Annotated in this window: 23 protein-coding genes; 11 read left to right on the forward strand and 12 right to left on the reverse strand. The window is 58.2% G+C overall.

The window, feature by feature from the left end:
• Positions 1 to 33: 33 nt before the first annotated feature.
• From rluF to QPM17_RS06710, 7 genes are all read left to right on the forward strand, one after another.
• On the forward strand, positions 34 to 978 hold the full coding sequence (gene rluF, locus QPM17_RS06680; protein ID WP_285389857.1) for a 23S rRNA pseudouridine(2604) synthase RluF: 945 nt from the start codon (positions 34 to 36) through the stop codon (positions 976 to 978).
• Between the two features lie 79 nt (positions 979 to 1,057).
• Positions 1,058 to 1,681, forward strand: a complete 624-nt coding sequence (locus tag QPM17_RS06685) for a MarC family protein (protein ID WP_285389858.1) — start codon at positions 1,058 to 1,060, stop codon at positions 1,679 to 1,681.
• Between the two features lie 25 nt (positions 1,682 to 1,706).
• Entirely contained in the window at positions 1,707 to 2,261 is a 555-nt protein-coding gene (locus tag QPM17_RS06690; protein WP_285389859.1) for a gamma-glutamylcyclotransferase, read from the forward strand.
• 286 nt (positions 2,262 to 2,547) lie between these two features.
• Positions 2,548 to 2,811: a BrnT family toxin gene (locus QPM17_RS06695; protein WP_285389861.1), complete on the forward strand. Its 264-nt coding sequence runs from the start codon at positions 2,548 to 2,550 to the stop codon at positions 2,809 to 2,811.
• The gene (gene brnA / locus QPM17_RS06700) at positions 2,801 to 3,070 is read left to right on the forward strand and encodes a type II toxin-antitoxin system BrnA family antitoxin (RefSeq protein ID WP_041333061.1); all 270 of its coding nucleotides are present in this window, start codon (positions 2,801 to 2,803) and stop codon (positions 3,068 to 3,070) included. Before QPM17_RS06695 ends, brnA begins: the two co-directional genes overlap by 11 nt.
• Positions 3,071 to 3,116: 46 nt before the next feature.
• On the forward strand, positions 3,117 to 3,518 hold the full coding sequence (locus QPM17_RS06705; protein ID WP_285389863.1) for a GFA family protein: 402 nt from the start codon (positions 3,117 to 3,119) through the stop codon (positions 3,516 to 3,518).
• A gap of 96 nt (positions 3,519 to 3,614) precedes the next feature.
• Complete coding sequence (locus tag QPM17_RS06710; RefSeq protein ID WP_285389864.1) at positions 3,615 to 3,926, forward strand: hypothetical protein; 312 nt, start codon at positions 3,615 to 3,617, stop codon at positions 3,924 to 3,926.
• A 368-nt stretch (positions 3,927 to 4,294) separates the two neighbouring features.
• On the opposite strand, the gene QPM17_RS06715 is transcribed toward QPM17_RS06710, so the two are convergent.
• The gene (locus tag QPM17_RS06715; RefSeq protein WP_285389865.1) at positions 4,295 to 4,531 is read right to left on the reverse strand and encodes an addiction module protein; all 237 of its coding nucleotides are present in this window, start codon (positions 4,529 to 4,531) and stop codon (positions 4,295 to 4,297) included.
• A gap of 128 nt (positions 4,532 to 4,659) precedes the next feature.
• Between QPM17_RS06715 and QPM17_RS06720 the strand changes: the two genes are divergently transcribed.
• Positions 4,660 to 5,106, forward strand: a complete 447-nt coding sequence (locus QPM17_RS06720; RefSeq protein WP_285389867.1) for a hypothetical protein — start codon at positions 4,660 to 4,662, stop codon at positions 5,104 to 5,106.
• A 178-nt stretch (positions 5,107 to 5,284) separates the two neighbouring features.
• On the opposite strand, the gene QPM17_RS06725 is transcribed toward QPM17_RS06720, so the two are convergent.
• Positions 5,285 to 6,166: a DMT family transporter gene (locus QPM17_RS06725; protein ID WP_285389869.1), complete on the reverse strand. Its 882-nt coding sequence runs from the start codon at positions 6,164 to 6,166 to the stop codon at positions 5,285 to 5,287.
• A 302-nt stretch (positions 6,167 to 6,468) separates the two neighbouring features.
• On the opposite strand from QPM17_RS06725, the gene QPM17_RS06730 reads away from it, so the two are divergent.
• On the forward strand, positions 6,469 to 7,416 hold the full coding sequence (locus QPM17_RS06730) for a LysR family transcriptional regulator (protein ID WP_285389871.1): 948 nt from the start codon (positions 6,469 to 6,471) through the stop codon (positions 7,414 to 7,416).
• 2 nt (positions 7,417 to 7,418) lie between these two features.
• Here the strand turns inward: QPM17_RS06730 and QPM17_RS06735 are convergent, their stop codons facing one another.
• From QPM17_RS06735 to QPM17_RS06750, 4 genes are all read right to left on the reverse strand, one after another.
• Complete coding sequence (locus QPM17_RS06735) at positions 7,419 to 8,189, reverse strand: ABC transporter permease (protein ID WP_285389872.1); 771 nt, start codon at positions 8,187 to 8,189, stop codon at positions 7,419 to 7,421.
• Between the two features lie 2 nt (positions 8,190 to 8,191).
• Positions 8,192 to 9,187 carry an ABC transporter substrate-binding protein gene (locus tag QPM17_RS06740; protein WP_285389873.1) on the reverse strand — a complete coding sequence of 332 codons (996 nt, stop codon included), beginning with the start codon at positions 9,185 to 9,187 and terminating at the stop codon, positions 8,192 to 8,194.
• Entirely contained in the window at positions 9,184 to 9,954 is a 771-nt protein-coding gene (locus tag QPM17_RS06745) for an ABC transporter ATP-binding protein (RefSeq protein WP_285389874.1), read from the reverse strand. The genes QPM17_RS06740 and QPM17_RS06745 overlap by 4 nt, the downstream gene beginning before the upstream one ends.
• Before the next feature lie 212 nt (positions 9,955 to 10,166).
• On the reverse strand, positions 10,167 to 12,674 hold the full coding sequence (locus tag QPM17_RS06750) for an acyl-CoA dehydrogenase (RefSeq protein ID WP_285389875.1): 2,508 nt from the start codon (positions 12,672 to 12,674) through the stop codon (positions 10,167 to 10,169).
• A 238-nt stretch (positions 12,675 to 12,912) separates the two neighbouring features.
• Between QPM17_RS06750 and QPM17_RS06755 the strand changes: the two genes are divergently transcribed.
• Positions 12,913 to 14,556, forward strand: coding sequence for a methyl-accepting chemotaxis protein (locus QPM17_RS06755; protein ID WP_285389876.1), 1,644 nt, complete (start codon positions 12,913 to 12,915; stop codon positions 14,554 to 14,556).
• Here the strand turns inward: QPM17_RS06755 and QPM17_RS06760 are convergent.
• Both QPM17_RS06760 and QPM17_RS06765 read right to left on the reverse strand, forming a co-directional pair.
• On the reverse strand, positions 14,546 to 15,436 hold the full coding sequence (locus tag QPM17_RS06760; RefSeq protein WP_285389877.1) for a prenyltransferase: 891 nt from the start codon (positions 15,434 to 15,436) through the stop codon (positions 14,546 to 14,548). The genes QPM17_RS06755 and QPM17_RS06760 overlap by 11 nt on opposite strands.
• On the reverse strand, positions 15,429 to 16,316 hold the full coding sequence (locus tag QPM17_RS06765; RefSeq protein WP_285389878.1) for an AEC family transporter: 888 nt from the start codon (positions 16,314 to 16,316) through the stop codon (positions 15,429 to 15,431). The genes QPM17_RS06760 and QPM17_RS06765 overlap by 8 nt, the downstream gene beginning before the upstream one ends.
• Positions 16,317 to 16,509: 193 nt before the next feature.
• Between QPM17_RS06765 and QPM17_RS06770 the strand changes: the two genes are divergently transcribed.
• Positions 16,510 to 17,691 (forward strand): MalY/PatB family protein, encoded by a 1,182-nt coding sequence (locus tag QPM17_RS06770; RefSeq protein WP_285389879.1) that lies wholly within the window; start codon positions 16,510 to 16,512, stop codon positions 17,689 to 17,691.
• On the opposite strand, the gene QPM17_RS06775 is transcribed toward QPM17_RS06770, so the two are convergent.
• The 4 genes from QPM17_RS06775 to QPM17_RS06790 are packed head-to-tail and all read right to left on the reverse strand — an operon-like array spanning position 17,688 to position 22,140.
• A complete protein-coding gene (locus QPM17_RS06775) occupies positions 17,688 to 18,215 on the reverse strand; it encodes a carbohydrate-binding protein (RefSeq protein ID WP_285389880.1) in 528 nt (175 codons plus the stop codon). The genes QPM17_RS06770 and QPM17_RS06775 overlap by 4 nt on opposite strands.
• A 48-nt stretch (positions 18,216 to 18,263) precedes the next feature.
• Positions 18,264 to 19,190 (reverse strand): DMT family transporter, encoded by a 927-nt coding sequence (locus QPM17_RS06780; protein ID WP_285389881.1) that lies wholly within the window; start codon positions 19,188 to 19,190, stop codon positions 18,264 to 18,266.
• Positions 19,191 to 19,238: 48 nt separating this feature from the next.
• A complete protein-coding gene (locus tag QPM17_RS06785; protein WP_285389883.1) occupies positions 19,239 to 20,486 on the reverse strand; it encodes a succinylglutamate desuccinylase/aspartoacylase domain-containing protein in 1,248 nt (415 codons plus the stop codon).
• A gap of 16 nt (positions 20,487 to 20,502) precedes the next feature.
• A complete protein-coding gene (locus QPM17_RS06790; RefSeq protein ID WP_285389885.1) occupies positions 20,503 to 22,140 on the reverse strand; it encodes an MBL fold metallo-hydrolase in 1,638 nt (545 codons plus the stop codon).
• Between the last annotated feature and the right edge of the window lie 171 nt (positions 22,141 to 22,311).

A 22,311-nucleotide genomic window follows, 5' to 3' on the forward strand; every position in this document is an offset into this window, starting at 1 on the left:
AGCAACCTTGACCAGCCACTGAATAGGAACCCCATGCCCGGTAAAAACTCGACCCGCCTCAACAAGTACATCAGTGAGAGTGGCATGTGTTCCCGGCGGGAGGCGGACCGTTATATCGAAAACGGCAACGTCGCCATCAATGGCAAGCCAGCCCAGGTGGGGGACCAGGTCATGCCCGGCGATAAGGTCACCGTTAATGGTCAGCTGATCGAACCCCGGGACGAGGAAGACCTGATCTTTATCGCCCTCAACAAGCCCGTGGGGGTGGTCAGCACTACTGACCCGGCGGAACCCCGGAACATCGTCAACCACGTGGGCCACGGCGAGCGGATTTTCCCCATTGGACGCCTGGACAAGGACTCCCAGGGGCTGATATTTCTGACCAGCAACGGCGACCTGGTGAACAAGATCCTGCGGGCCGGCAACAACCACGAGAAAGAATACCTGGTAACCGTCAACAAACCGGTGACGGCGGAGTTTGTGCAGGGCATGAGTGCCGGCGTGCCGATACTGGGTACGGTCACCAAACGCTGCAAGGTAGAGAAAGTCTCCCGTTTTGTGTTCCGTATCACCCTGGTGCAGGGGCTGAACCGACAGATTCGGCGAATGTGCGAGTTTTTCGACTACGATGTCGCCAAGCTTGAGCGCGTTCGCATCATGAATATCAGTCTGAAGGGGTTGCCGGTTGGCGAGTGGCGCGATCTGGGTGAAAAGGAGTTGCAGGGGCTTTTCGACATGATCCGGGATTCGTCATCGGAAGTGAGCCCGGACACTCGCAGCGAAACGAAGAAGCCGACGGCTAAAAAGCCAGGCAAAAGGACCGGCAAGCCGCCCCAGGGTGTTCGTGGCAGGAACGGTAAGGGGCATCCCGGGAAGGCAGGAAAACCGGCCGTAAAACGGGGTAAACCTCCAGGGCCGGGAAAGCCTGCAAAATCCGGGAAGTCCCGCAAGCCCCGTAAGCCCAGCGTCAAACGCTAGGATACGTTCACTTCCTTACGGCACGAAGACGCCTCCGCGACTATGCTATACCGTTTTTACTCCTGGCCGGATATTCCGAATGTTTGAAGCGTTTGTAAGCACCTACATCAGCAGCACAATCCGTTTTCTGTTCCTGCTGGCGCCATTCTTTGTGGTGACCATGTTCCTGGCGCTGACCCGGGGGCTGCCAGCGGCGGAAAAGAGTTCCATTATCCGCCGTTCAACCGTGTCGGCACTGATCCTGGGGCTGATACTGTTTTTCGCCGGCCCTCTGCTTTTCAGTGCCATTGGTATTACCCTGAACTCCTTCCGGATCGGTGCCGGCAGCCTGCTGTTCCTGACCGCCATCAGTCTGGTTACCAGCGGTACCCGTAATCACGCCACCGGCCTGCCGGATGAAGACCGTGACGACATCGCCGTGGTGCCATTGGCCATACCGGTAATGATCGGCCCGGCGACCATCGGTGCCATCCTGGTCTACGGTGCCGAACTGAGCAGTGTGCCCGAAGTGGTCGGGGGGTTGCTGGGGCTGGTGTCCGGGCTGGTCATACTGGGCGTGCTGTTGCACCTGTCGGGCTATCTTGAAAAAGTTCTGGGCAAGACCGGGCTAAATATACTATCCAAGATCAGTGGCCTGATCCTGTCCGCCATGGCGGCGGAAATCGTACTGACAGGGATCGCCGGGTTCATGGCCTCTGTTTGAGCAATATCGGAGATGATCGAGGCTGATGTCCATTACCACCGTTGAACACAATCGCATGCGTCAGAATTTTGAAGGTCTGTCTTCGGTATGGCTGTTTGGCTATGGCTCGCTGATCTACAAGGTGGACTTCCCTATCCTCGAGCAGCGTCCGGCCACGATTGAAGGCTGGGTGCGGCGGTTCTGGCAGGGCTCCCATGACCACCGCGGCACCCCGGAAGCGCCAGGCAGGGTAGTAACGCTGATCAAGCAGCCAGACGCGCTGTGCAAGGGCATGGCCTACCGGGTGTCCCCGGAAGTGTTCGGGCACCTGGACGTGCGTGAGAAAAACGGCTATCTGCGCTTCAGCACGCCCATGAGGTTCAATGATGGCAGCAGCGAAGAAGGCCTTGTCTATATTGCTACTGAAGACAACGCCGCTTTCCTGGGGCCGGCGTCTTCCCTGGAGATTGCCCGTCAGATTGCGAGTTCTTCGGGCCCCAGTGGTCCCAACAGTGAATATCTTCTGAAACTGGCAGAGGCTCTGAGGGCGCTGGGAGATCACGATCCCCATGTGTTCGAGCTGGAAGCCCATCTGCTTTGACCCAGGCCTTGATGCCACCCTTGCGGGTTATCCGTTGTTGCAGGCCTATCAGTATCAGCGGCACCACAATCATGGTGCTACTGGCCAGGAACCACAGCTCCCGAATCTTTTGTTCATTCGGCACAGTACCGTGCCCACCAATTCAGCAAGGGTCAGGGTGTTGTGCTCCTGGCCCATAACAAGTCACGTAAGGCGGACGCGTGAGACGCGCCGCTTCGTTCAGCGTTAGCAGCTACGGCTCCCTCCAAATCTTGCGGATTGAGTAAAAAAGGGATAATTTGTACTCATGGATGAATTTGAATTCGACGAAGCCAAAAGCCAGGCCAATCTGAACAAGCACGGTATCGATTTCGTTGCTGCCCAAGGGCTGTGGAAAGATCCATACCTGCTGGAGATCCGCGCAAAATCAGAGGATGAGCAGAGGTTTTTGCTGATAGGCAAGATTGGTGAAAAGCACTGGTCGGCTGTCGTCACGTACAGGGATGCTCGTATTCGTCTGATTTCAGTCAGACGTTCCCGCAAGAAGGAGGTTGAGCTCTATGAAAGCTAAAGACTTCGATAAAAAATTTGAGGAAGGTCAGGAAGATATTGTTGATGACCTGGACCTGTCGTCTGCTCGTCGCGTTAATCAGGAACAAAAGCGAATCAACGTCGACTTCCCGGCTTGGGTTGTGGAGTCGTTGGACCGTGAGGCTGCGCGCTATGGAGTTACCCGCCAATCGATCATCAAGGTGTGGCTGGTGGAGCGTCTTCAGGCAGAATCTGCTAACAAGCCGCTCAATGGTGACGCCGCAGGCGGCGCACATTAGCGGAGCGTTATGTGTGCGTCACCTGCAGGCCATAGAAGGGAATCCTATGACTAAGCATGTTGGCTCTTGCCTGTGTGGCACGGTGAGATTTGAGGTCCATGGGGACTTCGACAACTTTTACCTGTGCCATTGTGAGTATTGCCAAAAAGATACGGGATCGGCTCATGCGGCAAACTTGTTCTCGCAGTCAGCTAAACTGATCTGGCTGGCGGGTGTAGACGCTGTGACTTCCTTTACGCTTCCAGGTACTCGCCACAACAAAAGCTTTTGTAGCTCGTGTGGTTCGGCATTACCAAGCACCCAATTTACAAACCTGCTCGTTGTTCCCGCAGGGTGTTTGGATACTGAAGTCTCTGTATTGCCAACTGCGCACATATTCACATCGAGTAGAGCGGTTTGGGACGGGGCGATTGGTGACGTGCCAGAATTCGAGGGTTTGCCAGAGTAGGCGAAGATCACATAACCAGTGGCTGTTGGCGGACGCACCTTCGCTGGCGCTCCGGCACGCCGCAAAGCCAAGCGTTATGTGTGATGGAGAGAGTGAGTGACCGACGAAAAAGAAACGAAGATTCTCCGGGAAGTTCTCAAAAAAGTTGAGGACACGAAGCCTGCCATCATCACAAAATCCTGGTTCAATTTGGGGTTGTGGATTGCAAGCGTTCTTATCCTGGCGGCCTTTTTTCAGTGGTATGAGTCCGCAGGGAATCCAGCCATTTTGTTAGCTGGAGGAGGATTGGTCGGCATACTGGTGGGCGCTATCTCAGTCATGCAGGCCGGCGAGAAAAACTGGCGTGTCATCAAAGGATATATGGATGCACCGGCCATCAGGAAAAAGCTTGATGACTCAGCCACATAACCAGTCAATTAAGTTCGTTCCGGCCTGCGGCCTCCACCGGACGCCCCTGACGGGCCGCCGCTTATTTCAGCGTTATGGGGACAGCCGTCTCCGCCAGTAGCCTGGTCTTCTGGAGTGGTGAGCAAAAGCAACGACTATGATAGCTTGGTTTCTTTCGATGGTTACGAGGGAGAAGGGGAATCTATGAAGGATGAGTTGTTTTGCTCCGGATTCTGCGGCGTCATGGTTGACTGGAACCAGTGGGGGATAGGGTTCCTCAAGCAGCCCAATTGCTTGTTCGAAAGCATTGATCAGGCGTTCTCCGAGCCCAACTTCTTCCTGCTCATACCAGGAAGCAGCTTACCTGCTGACTCTCACTCTCAAGACGATCAGCCTCTAATTCGATCTCTGGCGCGGGACAGAACTTCCTTTGCATCGAGCAGCTCTGCTTCTCCTGAATCAATCTGGTGGATTCTTCGGCGAATCTCACGGTCCCACGCTTCTGCAACACCTTCATCTGCAGGGCCATCTAGGCTTGCCACCAGATCTTTGGCTAAAGCGGCGCGCTCCTGTTCGGAGAGCGTCATGGCAGCGTTTCTGAGGGTTTCGAGTTCGAGCGCAGTCATTTGACATCCCGCGGAGATAGACATAGGTAAATGATGCAGGATGTTTCACCCCATAACAAGTTAAAGCACTCAGACGGCGTAAACGTCACCGGTGTTTGAGGCGTTAGGCACCAAAACTAGGATTGGCAATGGCGAGGCTAGATACACGGTTGGAGGCAGAAGGAGCTGAGTTTTTGGTTCTGGGGCAGCTTTTGCTCCACAAAATTGCCTCCTACAAGACTTATACAAATATGCCTGGTTATGATCTGGTCGCGACAAACCCCGAGTCGAATAGATCTGCAATGGTTCAAGTAAAAAGTCGATGGCGAACCGGCGCTGGAGGATTTCCAATCAAAAACTTCAACTGCGATTTCGTTGTTGTGGTGCTGCTGAACCGGGGCTCGAAGGATGGTAAAAGAGACGTTATGCCTCCGAATTATTTCGTCTTCCCGGTAGCCATCGTGGAGTCAGCTCCACGAAGCGAAAACTGGGGCAAAGTAAACCTTAGAGACATTCCTGATTACGAGGAATACAAAGAAAAATGGCACCTCATCGCTGACTTTCTGCACGATAAAAATGCCTCACAAATCAATTAAGTTCGTTCCGGCCTCCACCGGACGGCCCTGTCGGGCCGGCGCTTATTCAGCATTGATCGCCATTCCTGAATGTCCGCTTTGCGACCCTTTAGAACACTCATGCGGTTCAGCTAGTAGGGCAAACTTGCAGCGACCTCCTTGGTGGTCAGTCGCTCCTCATCGTCATTGGCCCAGGGCCTCAACTACTCACCGGATAAGCCCGGAGCACCCGGGGGCTCCGGTGACGCGAGCCCAATCCCACCAGAACCAGCGGAACCACGATCATGGCACTGCCCACGGCGAACCAGAGGTCGGGCATCTCATTGAAACCAATCCAGCCAATCAGTACTGCCCAGATCAGGCCGGTGTATTCGGCGCTGGTGATCTGGTTGGCATCGACCTGTTTGTAGGCCAACAATACGGTGATGTTGTAGCCCAGGATGAATGCGGCTGAGCCCCCGGCGCTGATCAACATGCTGCTGTCCCAGGCGGCGCCTTCCCAGATGGCCAGGGCACCGGCGGCGGGGATGATCAACAGGTAGTTCAGCAGCAGTTTGTGAACCGTGGTCTGCTCTTTGGGCAGTTTGCGTACCATGACGGCGTTGATGGAAAGAGACAGGGCAGCTGCCAGAGCGGCGATGGCGGCCCAGTTGAATTCCACCGGCCGCAGGATGACGACGATGCCGGCGAAGCCGCTGAAGACTGCGATAACGCTCAGTGGCGTGAGTTTTTCCCGGAATACAATGGTAGATAGCACCATAACCAGGATGGGTGCAGCGTAAAACACGGCATTGGCGGTGGCCAGCGGCAGGTTGCCCAGGGCAACTACCATGCACAGGATGCCTGCCAGGTGTATGTGGGCGCGCAGGGCATGGACCTTGAAGCCGGAGAACAGGTGCTTCCTGTTGAGCTGTCCTGCCAGGGGTAGTAACAACAGCAGGGTGATGACGCAGCGCAGGAAGGCGAACTGGAAGATGGGGGCGCCGGGCTCCAGCAGTTTGATGAAGACGTCGGATATGATGGCCATGGCGTTGCCGATCACCAGCAGAAGGATTGCGCTGTTTACGGTTTTGCCTGACATGGGAACTCCTATTTCTGGTTTTGCTCGAAATTTGGGAGTTTGAGCCAGCGAAACAATTCTTCCCGGTGGCTCCCGTACTCCAGTGATACCTCTCAGTTGGGTGCATTCGCCGAGTGGGCAGATCTCTCCAAAACGCGCTCCTTCGGCACATCCATGTGACGCTCGGGCTCCGCCATCCATGGCTCCGCACGGTTTTGGAGAGATCTGCCCACTCGGCTCCCTCAACGTTGTGATGGCATTCTATGTCTGTGCTAATATCCGATAAAATGATCTTTAATCCATCGGTATTAGAAAATTAGATAATGAAGCTTCCACCCCTGAAATCCCTTCCTGTCTTCGAAGCCGTTGCCCGGTTGAACAGCTTTTCGCTGGCCGCCGAGGAGCTGGCGGTGAGTCAGAGTGCGGTCAGTCATCAGATCAAGCAGCTGGAAACCTACCTGGGTGAGAAGCTGTTCTGGCGTAGTGGGCGGACGCTGACGCTGACCGACGAGGGGCGGCAGTATCTGGATGGGGTGGGGTCGGCTCTGTTGCAGATTGAGCGGGTGAGTGAGCAGTTGCTGGGGCATGAGGAGTCGCGGTTGCGGCTGTCGGTGTTCAGTTCGTTTGCGGTGCGCTGGCTGGTGCCGCGGTTGCCGGATTTGCAGCGGGAGCATCCGCAGTTGGAGCTGTCGCTGGAGATGAGCAGTGAGAATCCGGTGTTGTCGGACCGGGTGGCGGACTGTTTTATTACCATCAAGCCGGCGTCGGCGGCGTTCAGTTATGAGTTGTTGTATACCGAGCGGCTGTTTCCGGTGTGCAGTCAGGATTACTGGCAGCGGATCCGGCGGGAGCTGGGGCGGGATTCGGAGGTTGAGGGGCGGGACGAGCCTGAGCTGTCGCCGGAGGAAGTTTCACGCTTTCCGCTGCTTTCGACCCACAGTATTTTCGACAGGGCCGCCGGTGACTGGGAGGCCTGGTATCGGGGGGTGGAGCAGACCATTCCCGGTTCCGCCAGGCTCCAGCATTTCAGTCATATGTTGCTGGCGCTGGAAGCGGCGCGGTTTCATCAGGGGATCGCGCTGACCAATGATTACATGCTCAGTACGCGGAAGGATTCGGGGGATTTTGTGCGGCTGCCGTGCCATTCGGTGATGACCGGTGACAGCTTCTACTTTGCCTGGAAAACCAGCCGCCGGCGCGAGCGGGGGATTCAGATTCTGCGCCGGTGGCTGGTGGATGAGGCCATTCGCGGTGGCCTCAGGGCGGAGTGATGTCAGAGGTACTGGTAGCGCAGTAAGCGGTGCTTGATGCGCTCCAGGATCACCTGATCGATTACAGCAGCCAGTATCGCGATGACCAGGATGTTGGTCATCACGCCGGTCATGTCTGCGATCTCGCCGGAATAGGCCAGGGACTTGCCGAGGCCGGCGCTGAAGCCGACGATCATCTCGGCCGAGATCAGGGCGCGCCAGGCATTGCCGAAGGCCAGCTGGGCCCCGGTAATCAGCTCTGGAGTAACGGCCGGGAAGTAGACCCGTTTGAGCATCTGCAGTTTCGACGCGCCCATTACCCGGGCCGCGGAGATATGCACCTTCTCGACACTTTCGGTGGCGTTCATCACGCTCAGGGCGGTGGGGAAGAACGCGCCGATGGCCACCACCACAATGATCGGCATGTTGCCGAAGCCCATCAGGATCAGGAACAGCGGCACCCAGGCAATGGACGGGATGGACTGCAGGATGATGATGGCGGCTTTCAGGGTGCTGCGGACCAGGTTCAGGGTGCCCCCCACCAGGCCCAGAATGATGCCGAAGAACAGAGCGGCGCCGTAGCCGATGCCGAGGCGGCTCATGCTGTTGCCGAGCCCCTCGTAGAATTCGCCGCTGTTGAGTTCTTCCCACAGGCGTTGCAGGGCAACCGGCACATCCGGCATCAGGAAGTCCGGCAGGAACCAGGCCGCCACCTGCCAGAAGAACAGGATAATAGCGATAGCGGCTACATAGGCCCGCTTGCTGGCAACGCCCGTGGTCTGACTATTGCTCATGCTTACAGCTCACGCGCCTGTTGCCAGGACATATCCAGCAGGGCGTCGACATCAAACTCGCCTTCCACCTGCAGAATGCCCTGTTCCTGCATGATGGCCGCCAGTTCCTTCATACGGTTGATATCGTCCTCGGTCAGTTTGGCGCTGAAGTCGTTGGTCTTGATGGCCTCGGTAATCACCTGCTCACTGGGCACATCGCCCTGGTTACGGGATTTGACCACCGGCTCGCGGATGAAGTAGTCGGTGATATAGGGCGCTGCCTTTTCGGGCTGGTTCTCGAGCATGTCAATGGCCTCGCGCTGGGCGTCCAGTGCTGCCCAGAGTACGTCCTTGCGGTTTTCCAGGGTTTCCCCGGAAGTGATCACCACCATGCACGGGAAGGGCCAGACTTCGCCAATCTCATAGATCTGCTTGACCGGGGCCACCAGCTGCGCGATACGGTCATAGGGTTCGAACAGGAAAGCGGCATCCACACGGCCACCCACCAGCGACTGCACCGCCACCGAAGGGGCAACACCCATGACATTCAGGTCCGACGGCTCCAGCCCGGCATTGGCAAGCATCACGCCCTTGAGCACGATATCCGCGGTGCTGCCCTGTTTCTGGGACGCGAGGTTCTTGCCCCTGAGGTCTTCCACCGATTCGATGCCGGAGTCTTCACGCACCAGCAGGGAATGATAACCGCGCTGCGCGCCCCCCACGATTTTCAGGTCCGCGCCCTTGGAAGCCCAGGTGAAGGCGTTGGAGAAACCCAGCACGCCGATATCCAGTTGGCCGCCAACAATCCCTTTGATCAGGTCGGTGCCGGAGGTGAATTCGATCAGCTTCGCGTCCAGGCCATACTTCTCATACAGTCCTGCTTCGTAGGCCAGCATGGCCTGGGCATCGTCCATAACGCGGACATAACCGACACGGAATTCTTCTGCGGCTGTCGCCGGGCTGATAACAGCCAGGCCCAGCAGGAAGGCAAAAAGGGGAGCCAGTAAAGAGCGGTTCATGCCGTTTCTCCTTGGGAATCAGCGGGTGTGTGTTCATCAGTATCAATGCCCAGCAGGTTCAGTACTTCCCGGCGGACATCGGCAAAAACAGACAGGTCGTGGGTTTTGGGGATGTGTCCCAGCTCCACTTCCTTTAAAACGGTGGCCGGGCGCTGGCTGAACACCATGACCCGGTCGGCCAGGTAGAGGGCTTCGTCCACATCGTGGGTGACCAGGACCACGGTCGGGCGTTCTTCCTCGATCAGGTCCTTGAGGACACTTTGCAGGGTCATTCGGGTCAGCGCATCGAGGGCGCCAAAGGGCTCGTCCAGCAACAATACCTTTGGCCGGGCGATAAAGGCCCTCGCCAGGGCGCAGCGCTGGCGCATGCCACCAGATACCTGATGGGGGTAATAATCCTCAAAGCCGGCAAGCTTTACTTTCGACAACCATTTATGGGCCTCTGCCAGGGCCATTTTCCGGGGCTTGTCCTGGAACTCCAGTGCCAGGGCAACGTTATCCAGCAGTGTCATCCACGGGTAGAGGGCGTGTTCCTGGAATACCAGGGTGCGCTCCGGAGATGGCCTGGCCACCGAGGCGCCGCCTGCGGTCAGGGTGCCGGATGAAGGCTGCTGAAGCCCGGCCAGCATGTGCAACAGCGTGGATTTTCCGCAACCGGACGGACCCACCAGGGCGACGATTTCGCCGTTGCTGATGGTGGTGTCGAACTGCTTGATCACATTCAGGTCACCAAATGACTTGGTTACCTGACTGAATTGAAGTTCCATATAGCCTGCCGGAATATTTATATATTCTAAAATGAAATATCTATGAGGTATTTTATAACTAAAAAGATCGCAGTAAAAGCGCTTTTGAACCGAGATTCATAGGTTGTGCCAATCCCTGTGAGAGGCTGAGACAATAATGCAGTGGAGGCGGGAGGTACGGCAGTGGCGGGTTGTCTCAGCCGCACCCGATGCCCGGGTGCGGCTGAAAGCGATTACTCTTCTTCTCTTGGCGGGCGTTCCACGACTTTGCGCTTGCCCTTGGCACAGCGTGACAGCGCCTTCAGGCCGTCGGCGTCAAACGCATCCACGCGGATAACGTCGTAGAGGGCTTCCAGGGCTTCCAGAAGCTTGTCGCATTCTTCCTTCTTGACGACGCCCTGGTCGCAGGCCCAGTCCACCAGCTCTTTTCGCTCATGGCCCATCAGCAGGTCAATGCCGCCCAGTTCGTCTTCATCGCGGTTACGCAGCGCTTCATGCAGGCGCTCGCGCATTTCACGGGTTTCATTGGCCAGCCGGTAGGCGTTGAGTACGCGACCCAGTGGATCGTCCGGGTCGGTGTTGATGTAGCTGCCACGGCTGATGCGCTGGCGCAACGGGGTGTCCTTGACGATGCTGGCGGCAACTTCTGTGCCGAGCCTGTCGTCGGGCCCGTTCAGGCCCGTTGCGCCGAGGGGGAACACAAGCACCCGCAGTGGCCAGCGCAGCAGAGGCACCGGGAAGTTGATGATCAGCGACCGCATGGACGTCTTGAGATCACGCAGGCTGGTTTGCAGGCACCAGTCCACCAGCGGGCGCTGGTCATCCGGGTAGCCCTCCTCATGCCATTGCTTGATCACCGCGGTTGCGTAGTACAGGTGCACCAGACAGTCCGCCATGCGGCCGGACAGGCGCTGGCGGGCCTTGAGGCCGCCGCCAACAGTGAGCAGGGTCACGTCGGTCATCAGTGAAAAAGCCGCCGAGAATCGGGCCAGCTGACGGTAGCTGGACTGGATATTGCCCTGGCGGGGAACCGGTTCCAGCAGACCGCCTGTCAGGGCGAGCACAAAGGAGCGCAGCGCATTGCGGGTGGTATGGGCAATGTGGCGGTAGAAGATGCCATCGAACTTCTCGACAGCGGCCTTCTCGTCTTCCATGCCGGCCGCTTCAATTTCTTCCACAATGAACGGATGGCAGCGGATAGCACCCTGGCCAAACACCATCAGGCTGCGGGTGAGGATATTGGCACCCTCAACCGTGATGCCAATGGGCACCGCCTGGTAGGCCCGGGCCAGGAAGTTGCGGGGCCCGGTAATCACACCACGGCCGGCCACCACGTCCATGGCATGGTTGATCACTGTGCGCATCAGGTCGGTATTGCGGTACTTGAGTACCGCCGATGGCACGGATGGGCGCACGCCACGGTCCAGCATGCCGGAGGTCAGCAGCCTTGCGGCGTCCATCATGTAGGTGTAACCGGCGATGGGCTCGAGGGCTTCCTGTACTCCTTCAAACTGGCTGATGGAGCGGCCGAACTGCTCCCGGGTCAGGGCATAGGAGCCGGTTGCCAGGCTCGCTACCTTGCCAGCGCCGGTGCCCAGAGCGGGCAGGGAGATGGAGCGGCCGATGGAGAGGCATTCCAGCAGCATTTTCCAGCCCTTGCCCAGCATGTCCTGGCCCCCGATAACCTGCTCCATGGGAATGAACACGTCGTTGCCCCAGGTCGGGCCGTTCATGAACACGGTGTTCATGGGCAGATGACGGGCGCCGGAGTGAACGCCCTCAAGATCATGGGGGACCATGACGCAGGTAACGCCAATCTCATCAGACTCACCCAGTAGCTTGTCCGGGTCATACACCTTGATGGCCAGGCCAATCAGCGTAGCGACGGGGGCCAGGGTAATGTAGCGCTTGTTCCAGGTGACTTTCAGGCCAAGTACTTCCTCGCCGTTCCACTGGCCCTTGCAGACAATGCCCTTGTCGGGGATGGCGCCGGCATCGGAACCGGCCACCGGTGAGGTCAGGGCGAAGCAGGGAATTTCTTCGCCGCCTGCGAGCCTGGGCAGGTAGTGTTCTTTCTGGGCATCGGTGCCGTACTCCATCAGCAGCTCGCCGGGACCCAGGGAGTTGGGCACCATGACGGTGACGGCAGCAGACACGCTGCGGGTGGAGATTTTCATCACGATTTCGGAATGAGCGGTGTGGGAGAAGCCCTTGCCACCCTGCTCCTTGGGAATCATCAGTCCGAAGAAACCGTTCTCGCGAATGAATTTCCAGACCTTGTTGGGCAGATCGTAGTCTTCGTGGGTGATTTTCCAGTCATCCAGCATGCCGCACAGCTTTTCCACCGGGCCGTCCAGGAAAGCCTGCTCTTCGCTGGACAGATGGGCAGGCTTGGCGTCCAGCAACTTCGACCACTGTGGCTGGCCGGAAAACAGCTCCCCGTCCCAGTCCACAGAGCCTGAGCGGAGTGCTTCAGCCTCCGTATCTGACAGCTTCGGTAGGCGACCGCGCACCCAACCCAAAAGGGGCGCGCTCAGTTTTTCGCGGCGCAGGTCGCCGGGCAAAAGCAGCACCAGGCTCAGTGCGAGCAGGCCGCCGCCAAAAAGGATGCTGAGGATGTGCCAGCCATCCTGGAAAAGACCGATAACCGTTGCAATAACCAGGACAGTAGCGGCGGTGGTGCCGCCTATACCCAGGTAAATCAGTACCAATGCACTGAGGAGGAGAAGCAGAACACTCATGGGCGGATCTCCGTATCAAAATGAAATTCAACCTGAATAGTCTTACCTTCGGCCAAAGCCGGGGCTGTTGCAAGCGTCTACCGTGGATATACCGGCTAATCAGAGGGGGATGTAACGATATGTAGCAATGAAAATAATTGTAAAAGATCACCATTTTCAGGCCGATCCATTGATCCATTCTCGCTAATTCCAGGAATAGATAGTTTCGACTTATGGTTTTCAATTTCCGGAGTGAATGATGTTCAGCAACCTCACAGTCGCCAAACGGCTTGCCCTGGGCTTCGGTCTTATACTTTCTCTGATGGTGCTTGTCAGCCTGATTGGTAATCACCGTGTGGGCTTTATCGATCGTACCCTAACCGAAGTGGGCGATGACGCTGCCGTGAAGCAGCGTTACGCGATCAATTTCCGAGGCAGCGTGCATGACCGTGCGATTGCTATCCGCGATGCGGTTCTGGTGCGCGACGACCGGGCTCTGCAATCCCATCTTCAGGATATCGAACGGTTGAAGACGTTCTATGTCGAATCCGCGCGACCAATGGACGAGCTGTTCAGGTCCGCTGGGGCCTCTGACCGGGAAAGGGAGTTGTTGGCGGACATCAAGGAGATAGAGCAAACGACGCTGGCGCTTACCGACGAATTGCTGACCATGCGCCAGGCTGGCCGTGTTGAGGAAGCACGGGAATTTCTGCTGGAGGATGTTTCCCCGGCCTATACAACCTGGCTTGATCGGATCAACGCTTTCATCGACCACCAGGAAGCGTTTATAACCACCAATGTCGATGCGGTGCGCGAGGCGGCAGGAAACTTCAACCGGATGATATTCCTGGTGACCGGTATGGCGGTATTACTGAGTATTGTTGTGGCAGTGCTTATTATCCGCAGGATTCGCTCAACTCTGGGTGCCGAGCCTGATGAAGTGGCAGACGCGATTCGCCGGCTCTCGGACGGTATTCTTGACCAGGATATCCAGACCAGATACCCCGACAGCGTGATGGGTGCGCTAAGAGATACGGTGGAGCAACTCGCCGGAATTATCAGCGAAGTGCGTCAATCTGCGATGGAGCTTTCCAGGAGTTCTTCGGAGTTGTTGTCGACATCCGACAACAACAACCGTCAGATTCGCATCCAGTCCGAGGAAGCCGAGCAGATGGCAACCGCCATCAACCAGATGGCAGCGACTGTAAACGAAGTGGCCGGCTTTGCCTCCAGTGCTGCCGCTGCCACCGGCAAGGCGGACCAGGAGGTGGAAACCGGTAACCTTGTGGTTCAGGAAACGGCGGCCTCCATTGGCGAGCTGGCTGATACCCTCGAGAAAGCAGTGGTAACCGTCCACCGGGTCTCCGACGACAGCGCCAATATCGAAAAGATCATTGAAGTAATCAATGCTATCGCCGAACAGACCAACCTGCTGGCCCTGAATGCGGCTATTGAAGCGGCCAGGGCCGGTACCCACGGGCGCGGCTTTGCCGTGGTTGCCGACGAGGTGCGCTCACTGGCGACCCGCACCCAGGATTCCACCCGTGAAATTCGGGAAATGATTGGAAAACTGCAGACCGGCGCCTCCGAAGCGGCGGACGTAATGGTGGCCAGCCGTGACCTGGCCAGAACCACCGTGGAGAAGACCCGTTCCGCAGAGCAGGCACTGAGCCAGATTCGTCAGGAAGTGGGCGAGATCAACGACATGAATGCCCAGATTGCCAGCGCGGCGGAAGAACAGAGTAGCGTGGCCGAAGAAGTGAACCGCAACATCAGCCGCATTCACGATTCCACCGTGGAAACGTCTGCGGGCTCTGAGCAGGTGGCTGGCGCCAGCCGCGATCTTGCCACGCTGGCGGAGCAGTTGAGCGGGCGAGTCAGTGTGTTCCGGCTTAAAGGCTGATGCCCACGATCAGTAGTGCCAGCGTTGCCAGCAGTACTGCAACATTAACGCCCAATATTGTATTGAGCTGTTGATAATGGGCCACCGCACCCGGCAGCCTGTGGCTTATCCACAGGGCTGCGGGTAACGGTGCCAGAGCAAGGGCGCTCCACATCGGTAACCAGCCCACCAGAAGAGCTGCTATGAGAACACCGTAACCGGTCAGCAACATCGCGCCAACGAGTCGGGCAGCGGCGTGTTTGCCAAGGGTGATGGCAAGGTGGCGGCGGCCGACTTTACGGTCGGCGTCAGCATCGGGTATCTGATTAATCAGCAGCAGCTCGCTCACCAGCAGCAGGCTGATCAGGGAAACGATGAGAGCGGCTGAATCCAGCCGGGCGCCCAGGGCGATGAGGCTGCCCAGGATCATCACCGGGCCGAAGCCGAGCCCCGGTGCGAGCAGGCAGATGAGAGGCAGGCGGGTAATCCAGCGGGTGTATGTCAGTACCAGGACAACGCCGGCAGCGCCAAGCGCCAGCATTGGTAGTCCCCGAAGCCAGAGAAAGTACAGGCCGATTGCAATCGCCAGTGCGAGTGCGCCGACAGCGGCAAGCAACACCCGTCTTGCAGCTGAGGGTACCTCCGGGAGCGCCCCGCTGCCGCCGGAGAAAGGTGTGCGCCGGGTGATCAGGTCCAGTCCGGAGGTGAAGTCCTCATATTCATTGAGCAGGTTAACCGCTGCATGGGCCAGCACGGCACCTATCAGCACCAGAAGAGTGTCCAGCAGTGCTGGCGGTTCGTTCTGCTGCCAGGCCAGCGCCACTCCCAGACCCGCACACAGCGGGGCGAGCACCAGAAAATTGGGGCGGGAGGCGCGTACAATCGCGACAGTTTCAGACATAACCGGCCGCAAACACGAGCCCGAGCACAATGGGCATAACCACAAGACTACCCAGGTTGCTGATCAGTACCAGTGACGCCACCTTGTGGGGTTCCTGCTGGTACTGCTCCGCCACCATGTAATTGAGCACCGCTGGTGGCAAAGCGGCGAATACCCACAGCGCCGCCACCTGCAGGCCGGGCAGATCCAGAACCGCAATCATTGGCCAGGCCAGGATCAGACCCGACGCCGGGCAGGCAATGGCGCCCAGAATACCCAGCTTCCAGTCGCTGAAATCCACGTCCAGCATCCGTACGCCGAGGGCGAACAGCATCAGCGGAATGCACACACCTCCCAGCATATTCAGGGTTTCCAGCAGCCATTCGGGCAGGGGCACTCCGCTGACGTTAACCGTCAGGCCAGCGATACTGGCGAATACGATGGGCAGGCGCAGCCGTTTGAGGATGGAGGTATGGGGGTCCAGCATATAGAGACCCACGGAGAAGTGCAGCAGCATCTCCACGATGAACAGAACGATGGCCGCAGGCAGCGCAGCGTCTCCGAAGGCAAACACCAGTACCGGTATGCCCATGTTTCCGGAGTTGTTGAACATCATGGGCGGCAGGAAGGTTTTCAGGTTCAGCTTCAGGACCCGGGCCAGGGGATACAGAATGATGCCGGAACCCAACACCACCACGGTCGCCGCCAGAGCCAGGCTGGTATATTCCTGCAGTGGCGCCTGCTGGTCTGCCAGCACCGCAAAAACCAGCATGGGCACGAACAGCTCCATGTTCAGGGTATTCAGACCCTGGATATCGGGAGTGCGGTAGCGGCCGTAAAGTGCGCCACAGCCGGCAATCAGGAATACCGGCAACATCGTGGACAGAATCTGGGCAAGCATGTGATGGCTCCGAAAAAGTACCGGGATTCACAAATAATTCGATAGGTTCGCAAGTATTGGTGGTTCCGGGCAAGCAATACCTGCTTCTTTGCGACCAAAGACGGACTCTGCGGTTGCGGCAATTATCATTCCTGCCCCAGAATGACGTCCATCACTTGCCACTACAACGTTGACGCCATAACGGAGGCCCTTCGTGCCAGATTCCTTTGATCGGCTCATTCCGCGGGAGAATACCTGTTCTGTGAAGTTCGATGCCCGCAAGGCAGTATTCGGCCGCGAGGATGTGATTCCCCTGTGGGTGGCGGATATGGATTTTGCCGCGCCGGAGGCGGTCACGCAGGCGCTGGAGCAGCGGGCCAGGCATCCGGTCTACGGTTACACGCTGTTTCCGGAGAGTATCTACGCATCCATTATCGACTGGTTCAGATTCCGCCATGGCTGGACCATAGAGCGGGACTGGCTGCTGATGGCCCCCGGCGTGGTGCCATCTCTTCATGCCGCCTCCATGGCGTTTGCGGGTGAGGGCGAAGGCGTGATCATCCAGCCACCGGTCTATCCGCCCTTCTTCAGTTCCATTCAGAAAACCGGCCGGGTGGTGATCGAGAATCCCCTTGAGCAGGTCGATGGCAGTTACCGGATGAATCTGGAGCATCTGGAGGCCTGTGCCGCCAGGGACGATGCCAGAGTGCTGATGCTGTGTTCACCCCACAATCCGGTGGGGCGGGTATGGACCGAAAGCGAGCTTGAGGCGGTGCTGGCAATTGCCCGCCAACACAATCTGGTGGTGCTGTCGGATGAAATCCACTGTGACCTGATCTATCCGGACAAGCCCGCCCACCACGTACTGGCGCGTCTGGCAGGGGAGGACGATGCCCTGGTCACGGCCGTGGCGCCCAGCAAGACCTTCAACATGCCCGGCCTGGGCCTGTCGGCGCTGGTGGTTCCGAACCGCCAGCATCGCAAGGCGTTGAAAGAGGTGTTTGATTCCATGCACATGATCCAGTGCAACCCCTTCAGCATCGCCGGATTCGAGGCGGGTTACCGCCATGGTGGCCAGTGGCTGGACCAGCTCATGACCTATCTGCAGGGAAACCGTGATTACGTAATGGATTATGTGCGGCAGCACCTGCCCCTGATTCGGGTAACCGAGCCCGATGGTACCTATCTTTTGTGGCTGGATTGCCGCGCCATGGGTATGGATGATTCGGCACTTAAGCATTTCTTTGTCCATCGGGCCGGCATTGGTATGAACCCGGGTGCAACCTTCGGCGAGCCAGGCAGTGGATTCATGCGCATCAACATTGGCTGCCCGCGGCAGGTGCTGGAGACCGCTCTGGAACAGATACGACAGGCGTTCGCGACACTGCCGGATTAATCGTCCTGGTCCGCCTGGTTTCCGCAGGGACGGTCAATCGGCTGCCAATGGGGAGGCTGGCTCATGCCCGGCATCTGGCCATTGCTGGGGCGAATGGCGCGGTAGGTCCGGCCTTCATGGACGGCCATCTGCCCCACGGTGTAGCTGGCCCCGAAATTCCAGCGTCCGGGCTCAACACAGCTGTGTTGAGCGTTGCGTCGGGCTTCTGCAGGTTGTTGCGGAGTCTGGCCCGGGTCCTGCGGTTGCTGTTGGTGTTCTTCGCTCGCAGTGACCGCCCTGCCTTCCCTGTGATGGCAATCAGGTGCTGCCTCCAGTTTTTTCCACTCGAAAGCCGACCCCGGCGTTTTACCTTCATGGAGTTCCCGGGATTCGTACCAGTTGCCGTTGTGGAACACGGTGTTTCCGGGTGGGTAATAACGGCTGGGAACCCAGGCATTTTTCTCCGGATCACAGGGAACAGCAAAAGCCACAGTGCTTAAAGTGGCGAAGGCCAGTATACCGGCCCATTTGAAGAATCCTGCCATGCCATTATCCATCAGTGCCTGCCTTGTTAATCATTGCGGTTTACAGGTTCAGCGGTATTTTCGACGAAGTTCGGTGGTGCGGGTGGCCAGGAACAGGCCCGCGAGGATCAGCAAACCGCCAACTATGTGGAAAAGACCAAGCCGTTCACCGAGGAAAATACCCGCCAACACCGACGCGAACACCGGGGTCAGGTACATGAAGATGGCAGCTTTTGCCGGCCCGATCCGGTGCACCCCGTGGTTCCAGAACCCGTACGCCAGAATACCGGGGAAGATGGCAAAATACATCATTGGCGGGGCGGTTGAGCGGTTGAGCTCGAACCCGCCGGAGAAAAACAGCAGGTCCACAAGGAAAAACGGCAGTATCACCACCGTGCCGAATGCAATCTGCACAGTCAGGAAGGTCAGCGGCGGCAGCGGCACTGCCTGGCGGCGAAGTAGCACGGAGAACAGGCCCCAACTGAACACCGCCAGCACCATGATCAGGTCGCCGGGTTGCGCCTGCAGGCCGGTTAGCACCGCAAGATCCCCTCGGGCCACGACTGCCAGAATGCCCAGCACAGCAAGGGCGATACCGAGTGCCTGTATCGGGCGTGTGCGATCCCCCAGCAGAATCCAGGCCAGCAATGCGACCATGATGGGGATCGTGGCATTGATGAGCGCAATATTGGTGGCGGTGGTAGTGACCGCAGCGAAGTAAAGCAGAGAGTTGAAGGCCGCAACGCTGAAGGTGGCCAGCGCCAGAATTGACAGCCAGTGCTGTCGGATCAGCCGGCGCTGACGCCATACTCCCGGTAGCCCGAAGGGCAGGAGGATCACCAGTGCAATGACCCAGCGCCAGAAGGACATGGACAGCGGCGGAATCTCACCCACCACACCCTTGGCAACAACGGCGTTACCGGCCCAGAACAGTGGGGTCAGAACAAGGCCGGTATAGGCCAACCATAGAGGTGGTTTCGATGTTTCTGATGACACGTGGACTCCTCTCGGGTTCCTGAGGCATTTCAGGAACCCGACAGGATACTACTCTCCGGGGACTTCTGCCTCCGTACCAACGTGGTAGGTGGCAAAACCTGCCATGACAACCTGATCCACCGCCATTCCGATGATTCGGCCACCGCTTCTGGCCCGGATCGGATGCTGCTCGTTGGTGATGGGGTCTGAGACATAACCCAGGATTTCACCTTCACTGACCTTATCTCCCAGCTTGATCTCGCTGAACAGAATGCCGCCTTGTTCCGCCCGAACCCATTCCGAGTCGTAGTACACAGGTTCCGGGTCTCCCCACACAAACATCCTGGAAATCATGCCTTCCTTATCCAACAGGCTGGTCAGGCTGTTGACCCCGGCCCTGATCTGGTGCTCCTGGATACGCAGGGATTCGCCTGCTTCCATGGTGACAGAGGGAATGCCGGCCTCAACCGCGGCATGGCGGAGCATTCCGGCACTCCCGGTGCTGTGAACCACGGCCATACGGTCAAACCCGCGGGTAAGTCTGGCAACATCGGAGTTATTCATGTCGGCCCTTAACTGGGGCAGGTTGGTGCGCTTCAGGGATCCGGTATGAATATCCACCAGCATATCGCAGTGGCGAATCACGCTTTCGAACAGCGAGTGGGCAATTCGATCCGCCAGGCTGCCATCGGTGCTGCCGGGGAAATGGCGGTTGAGGTCGCGGCGGTCGGGCAGGTAACGGCTGCCGCGCTGAAAACCGGGGAGATTGACTATGGGAACCCCAATAACCCGCCCCGACAGCTTGTCAGGCTCCAGGTCATACATGGTGCGCCGGATGATTTCGATGCCATTGAGTTCATCGCCGTGCACAGCGCCGGTCAGGCACAGATTGGGGCCGGGTTTGGCGCCATTGATCACCAGAACCGGTGTTGGCTGGGAAAGGCCCGCAATCTGGATGGCTGGCGACCAGGACAGCCGCGTGGACTTCCCGGGGGCAACTTCTGCGCCCAGCAACTTAAGGCTGGTGGCTTCTTCCTTCTTTTCGGGTTGTTCAGAGCTGACAGATTCCTCGGGGGCATCTTTCCCGGGAGCATCAATGGCGTCCGGTTCATCGGACCCGGGTTCTGGGGACTGAAGTGGTTCGGAGTGTTCCACGTCTTCGACACTCTCGTCTTCAGCAAGCTCTGCAACCAGGACTTCCTGATTGTCGGAGTCACCCGATTGCTCGGCATAGGCAGCCTGAACAGCCACCAGACTGCCGCAGAGTGTGGAAATCAGGCCAGCGCGATACAGATGTGTCAGCCAGCGGTACAGCATAGTTCCTCTCGGTTTCTCAGGTATGCGAGGTAGCGTGCCAGGTCTCGCCTTTGCTTGCAGCCCTTCCATCCGCTTCCAGTTTCAATAGATGGGCCAGCGCCGAGCGGGCCGCCACGCCGTGGATGGCGGCCGGCACGTCATCATAGGCTTCCGCCGTCAGATCCTTCAGGCTGGTTTCGCCCCGGTTCTTCAGCACACGCGCCACCTTGTGTTCGCGGGCCAGCCGGTGGGTAATCAGGAAGTCGATAACCGCCTCCGGATGCCCCATCAGAAAACCGTGCGCCGGGGCAATGTAGCGTACCGGTTCATCCAGCAGCCCATAAAGGGATTCGATGTAGGCTTTCATGTCGCCGTCGGGTGGGTTGATCACCACCGTGGAGCCCTGCATGACATGATCCCCGGAGAACAGCAGCTCCTGCTCCAGCAGCAGGTAGCACAGGTGATTGGAGGCGTGTCCCGGAGTGTGGAGCACTCTCAGGGTGCCTGCGTCGGTTGTGATTCGATCCCCGTGTACGGGTTCCTCGTCCGGCGCAAACGTCGGGTCCTGGGCGGGCCCTGCCGGTGCCGGCTGGCCATAGACCCGGCACCCGGTTCTCGCTTTCAGCGCCACAGTGCCGGGGGAGTGATCCTGGTGGGTATGGGTCACAACCACCTGATCGATCGCTCCGCCGGTGAGTTCCAGAATCCTTTCAATATGGGTGGCATTGTCCGGACCGGGGTCCAGCACGGTAAAGCGTTTGTGGCCCAGCACATAGGTATTGGTGCCCGGCCCGGTCATCATCCCCGGGTTAGGCGCCGTCAGCCGCACCACGCCAGCCGCCACTTCCACCGGCTCGCCGGGAATGATCTCCGTACGGGTAGAGCCTTCTCCTTCCGGGTCCAGCTTTGCCGCCTCATCATAAGCCGGCGCCCCGGGCTCCAGCATCACCGGCTTGCCCTTCTTCAGCGCCGGCCACGACTTGCTGGGATAGGGCTCGGGCGGATTGGCGTGGGCGTAACGCATCACCGCCCCGGTGTCATCAAAGTCCCTCAGTATTCTCAACGTCCGGATGGTTGGCAGGCCCAGCAAACGTCGCCCACAGCGGTGGTCTTCCAGCGCCTGTGCGGGGCTCAGCCAGATGCTATCAATGGTCTCCACCCCGTCATGGCTTGCCGGTTGATCCTCGGGAGCCACGGCGACAAAGAACCGGGTATCAAACCGGCGGGGAGGTCCGGGCGGGGTAATCCAGTGTCCCAGATAAGCCAGCCGGTCCAGCGGAATGGTCAGCTTGTGGCGCTGGCACACCTCCGACAGCGTCAGTTCACCTTTGAATAGTGACATGCGGTCCCTGTGAACCGGGTGCCCGGTTGTGATTTCGTCATCACTCTGGTCCAGCGCCAACAGAATACCGGCTTCCTCAAAGCATTCCCTGACCGCCGCTAGCATATAGTCGGCCCCACCTTCGTCCAGGCTCATGGTCTGACTGATGTCCGAATCACCCCGGCCTATGGCATGTGCGCGTCCTTTAACATCCTGCTCATCCACAGAACCACCGGGAAAGACAAAGAAACCGGGCATAAACACCGCTTCCCAGGTACGTTGCAGCAGCAGTACCTTCAGACCATCGGCGGTATCTTTTGTCAGAACCAGCGTTGCAGCAGGGCGAATATCCATAGAATGTCCGTTGTTTTATTTTAGTGATCCAGATGCGCGTCAAAGTTTGAAGCGGGGATTGGGAGAGCTCTTTCAAAACTGTGCGGAGCCATGGATGGCGGAGCTCAAGCGCCACAGGGATGTGCTTGAGCGTGTTTTGAAAGAGCTCTCCCAATCTCCGCCGCCCCCAAA

Source organism: Marinobacter azerbaijanicus, from assembly GCF_030250645.1.
Classification (GTDB): Bacteria; Pseudomonadota; Gammaproteobacteria; order Pseudomonadales; family Oleiphilaceae; genus Marinobacter; species Marinobacter azerbaijanicus.

Excerpts from the sequence above, each read along its gene's own strand:
- rluF (WP_285389857.1), top strand. The coding sequence starts at position 34 with ATGCCCGGTAAAAACTCGACCCGCCTCAACAAGTACATCAGTGAGAGT.
- QPM17_RS06685 (WP_285389858.1), top strand. The coding sequence starts at position 1,058 with ATGTTTGAAGCGTTTGTAAGCACCTACATCAGCAGCACAATCCGTTTT.
- QPM17_RS06690 (WP_285389859.1), top strand. The coding sequence starts at position 1,707 with ATGTCCATTACCACCGTTGAACACAATCGCATGCGTCAGAATTTTGAA.
- QPM17_RS06695 (WP_285389861.1), top strand. The coding sequence starts at position 2,548 with ATGGATGAATTTGAATTCGACGAAGCCAAAAGCCAGGCCAATCTGAAC.
- brnA (WP_041333061.1), top strand. The coding sequence starts at position 2,801 with ATGAAAGCTAAAGACTTCGATAAAAAATTTGAGGAAGGTCAGGAAGAT.
- QPM17_RS06705 (WP_285389863.1), top strand. The coding sequence starts at position 3,117 with ATGACTAAGCATGTTGGCTCTTGCCTGTGTGGCACGGTGAGATTTGAG.
- QPM17_RS06715 (WP_285389865.1), bottom strand. The coding sequence starts at position 4,531 with ATGACTGCGCTCGAACTCGAAACCCTCAGAAACGCTGCCATGACGCTC.
- QPM17_RS06720 (WP_285389867.1), top strand. The coding sequence starts at position 4,660 with ATGGCGAGGCTAGATACACGGTTGGAGGCAGAAGGAGCTGAGTTTTTG.
- QPM17_RS06725 (WP_285389869.1), bottom strand. The coding sequence starts at position 6,166 with ATGTCAGGCAAAACCGTAAACAGCGCAATCCTTCTGCTGGTGATCGGC.
- QPM17_RS06730 (WP_285389871.1), top strand. The coding sequence starts at position 6,469 with ATGAAGCTTCCACCCCTGAAATCCCTTCCTGTCTTCGAAGCCGTTGCC.
- QPM17_RS06735 (WP_285389872.1), bottom strand. The coding sequence starts at position 8,189 with ATGAGCAATAGTCAGACCACGGGCGTTGCCAGCAAGCGGGCCTATGTA.
- QPM17_RS06740 (WP_285389873.1), bottom strand. The coding sequence starts at position 9,187 with ATGAACCGCTCTTTACTGGCTCCCCTTTTTGCCTTCCTGCTGGGCCTG.
- QPM17_RS06745 (WP_285389874.1), bottom strand. The coding sequence starts at position 9,954 with ATGGAACTTCAATTCAGTCAGGTAACCAAGTCATTTGGTGACCTGAAT.
- QPM17_RS06750 (WP_285389875.1), bottom strand. The coding sequence starts at position 12,674 with ATGAGTGTTCTGCTTCTCCTCCTCAGTGCATTGGTACTGATTTACCTG.
- QPM17_RS06755 (WP_285389876.1), top strand. The coding sequence starts at position 12,913 with ATGTTCAGCAACCTCACAGTCGCCAAACGGCTTGCCCTGGGCTTCGGT.
- QPM17_RS06760 (WP_285389877.1), bottom strand. The coding sequence starts at position 15,436 with ATGTCTGAAACTGTCGCGATTGTACGCGCCTCCCGCCCCAATTTTCTG.
- QPM17_RS06765 (WP_285389878.1), bottom strand. The coding sequence starts at position 16,316 with ATGCTTGCCCAGATTCTGTCCACGATGTTGCCGGTATTCCTGATTGCC.
- QPM17_RS06775 (WP_285389880.1), bottom strand. The coding sequence starts at position 18,215 with ATGGCAGGATTCTTCAAATGGGCCGGTATACTGGCCTTCGCCACTTTA.
- QPM17_RS06785 (WP_285389883.1), bottom strand. The coding sequence starts at position 20,486 with ATGCTGTACCGCTGGCTGACACATCTGTATCGCGCTGGCCTGATTTCC.
- QPM17_RS06790 (WP_285389885.1), bottom strand. The coding sequence starts at position 22,140 with ATGGATATTCGCCCTGCTGCAACGCTGGTTCTGACAAAAGATACCGCC.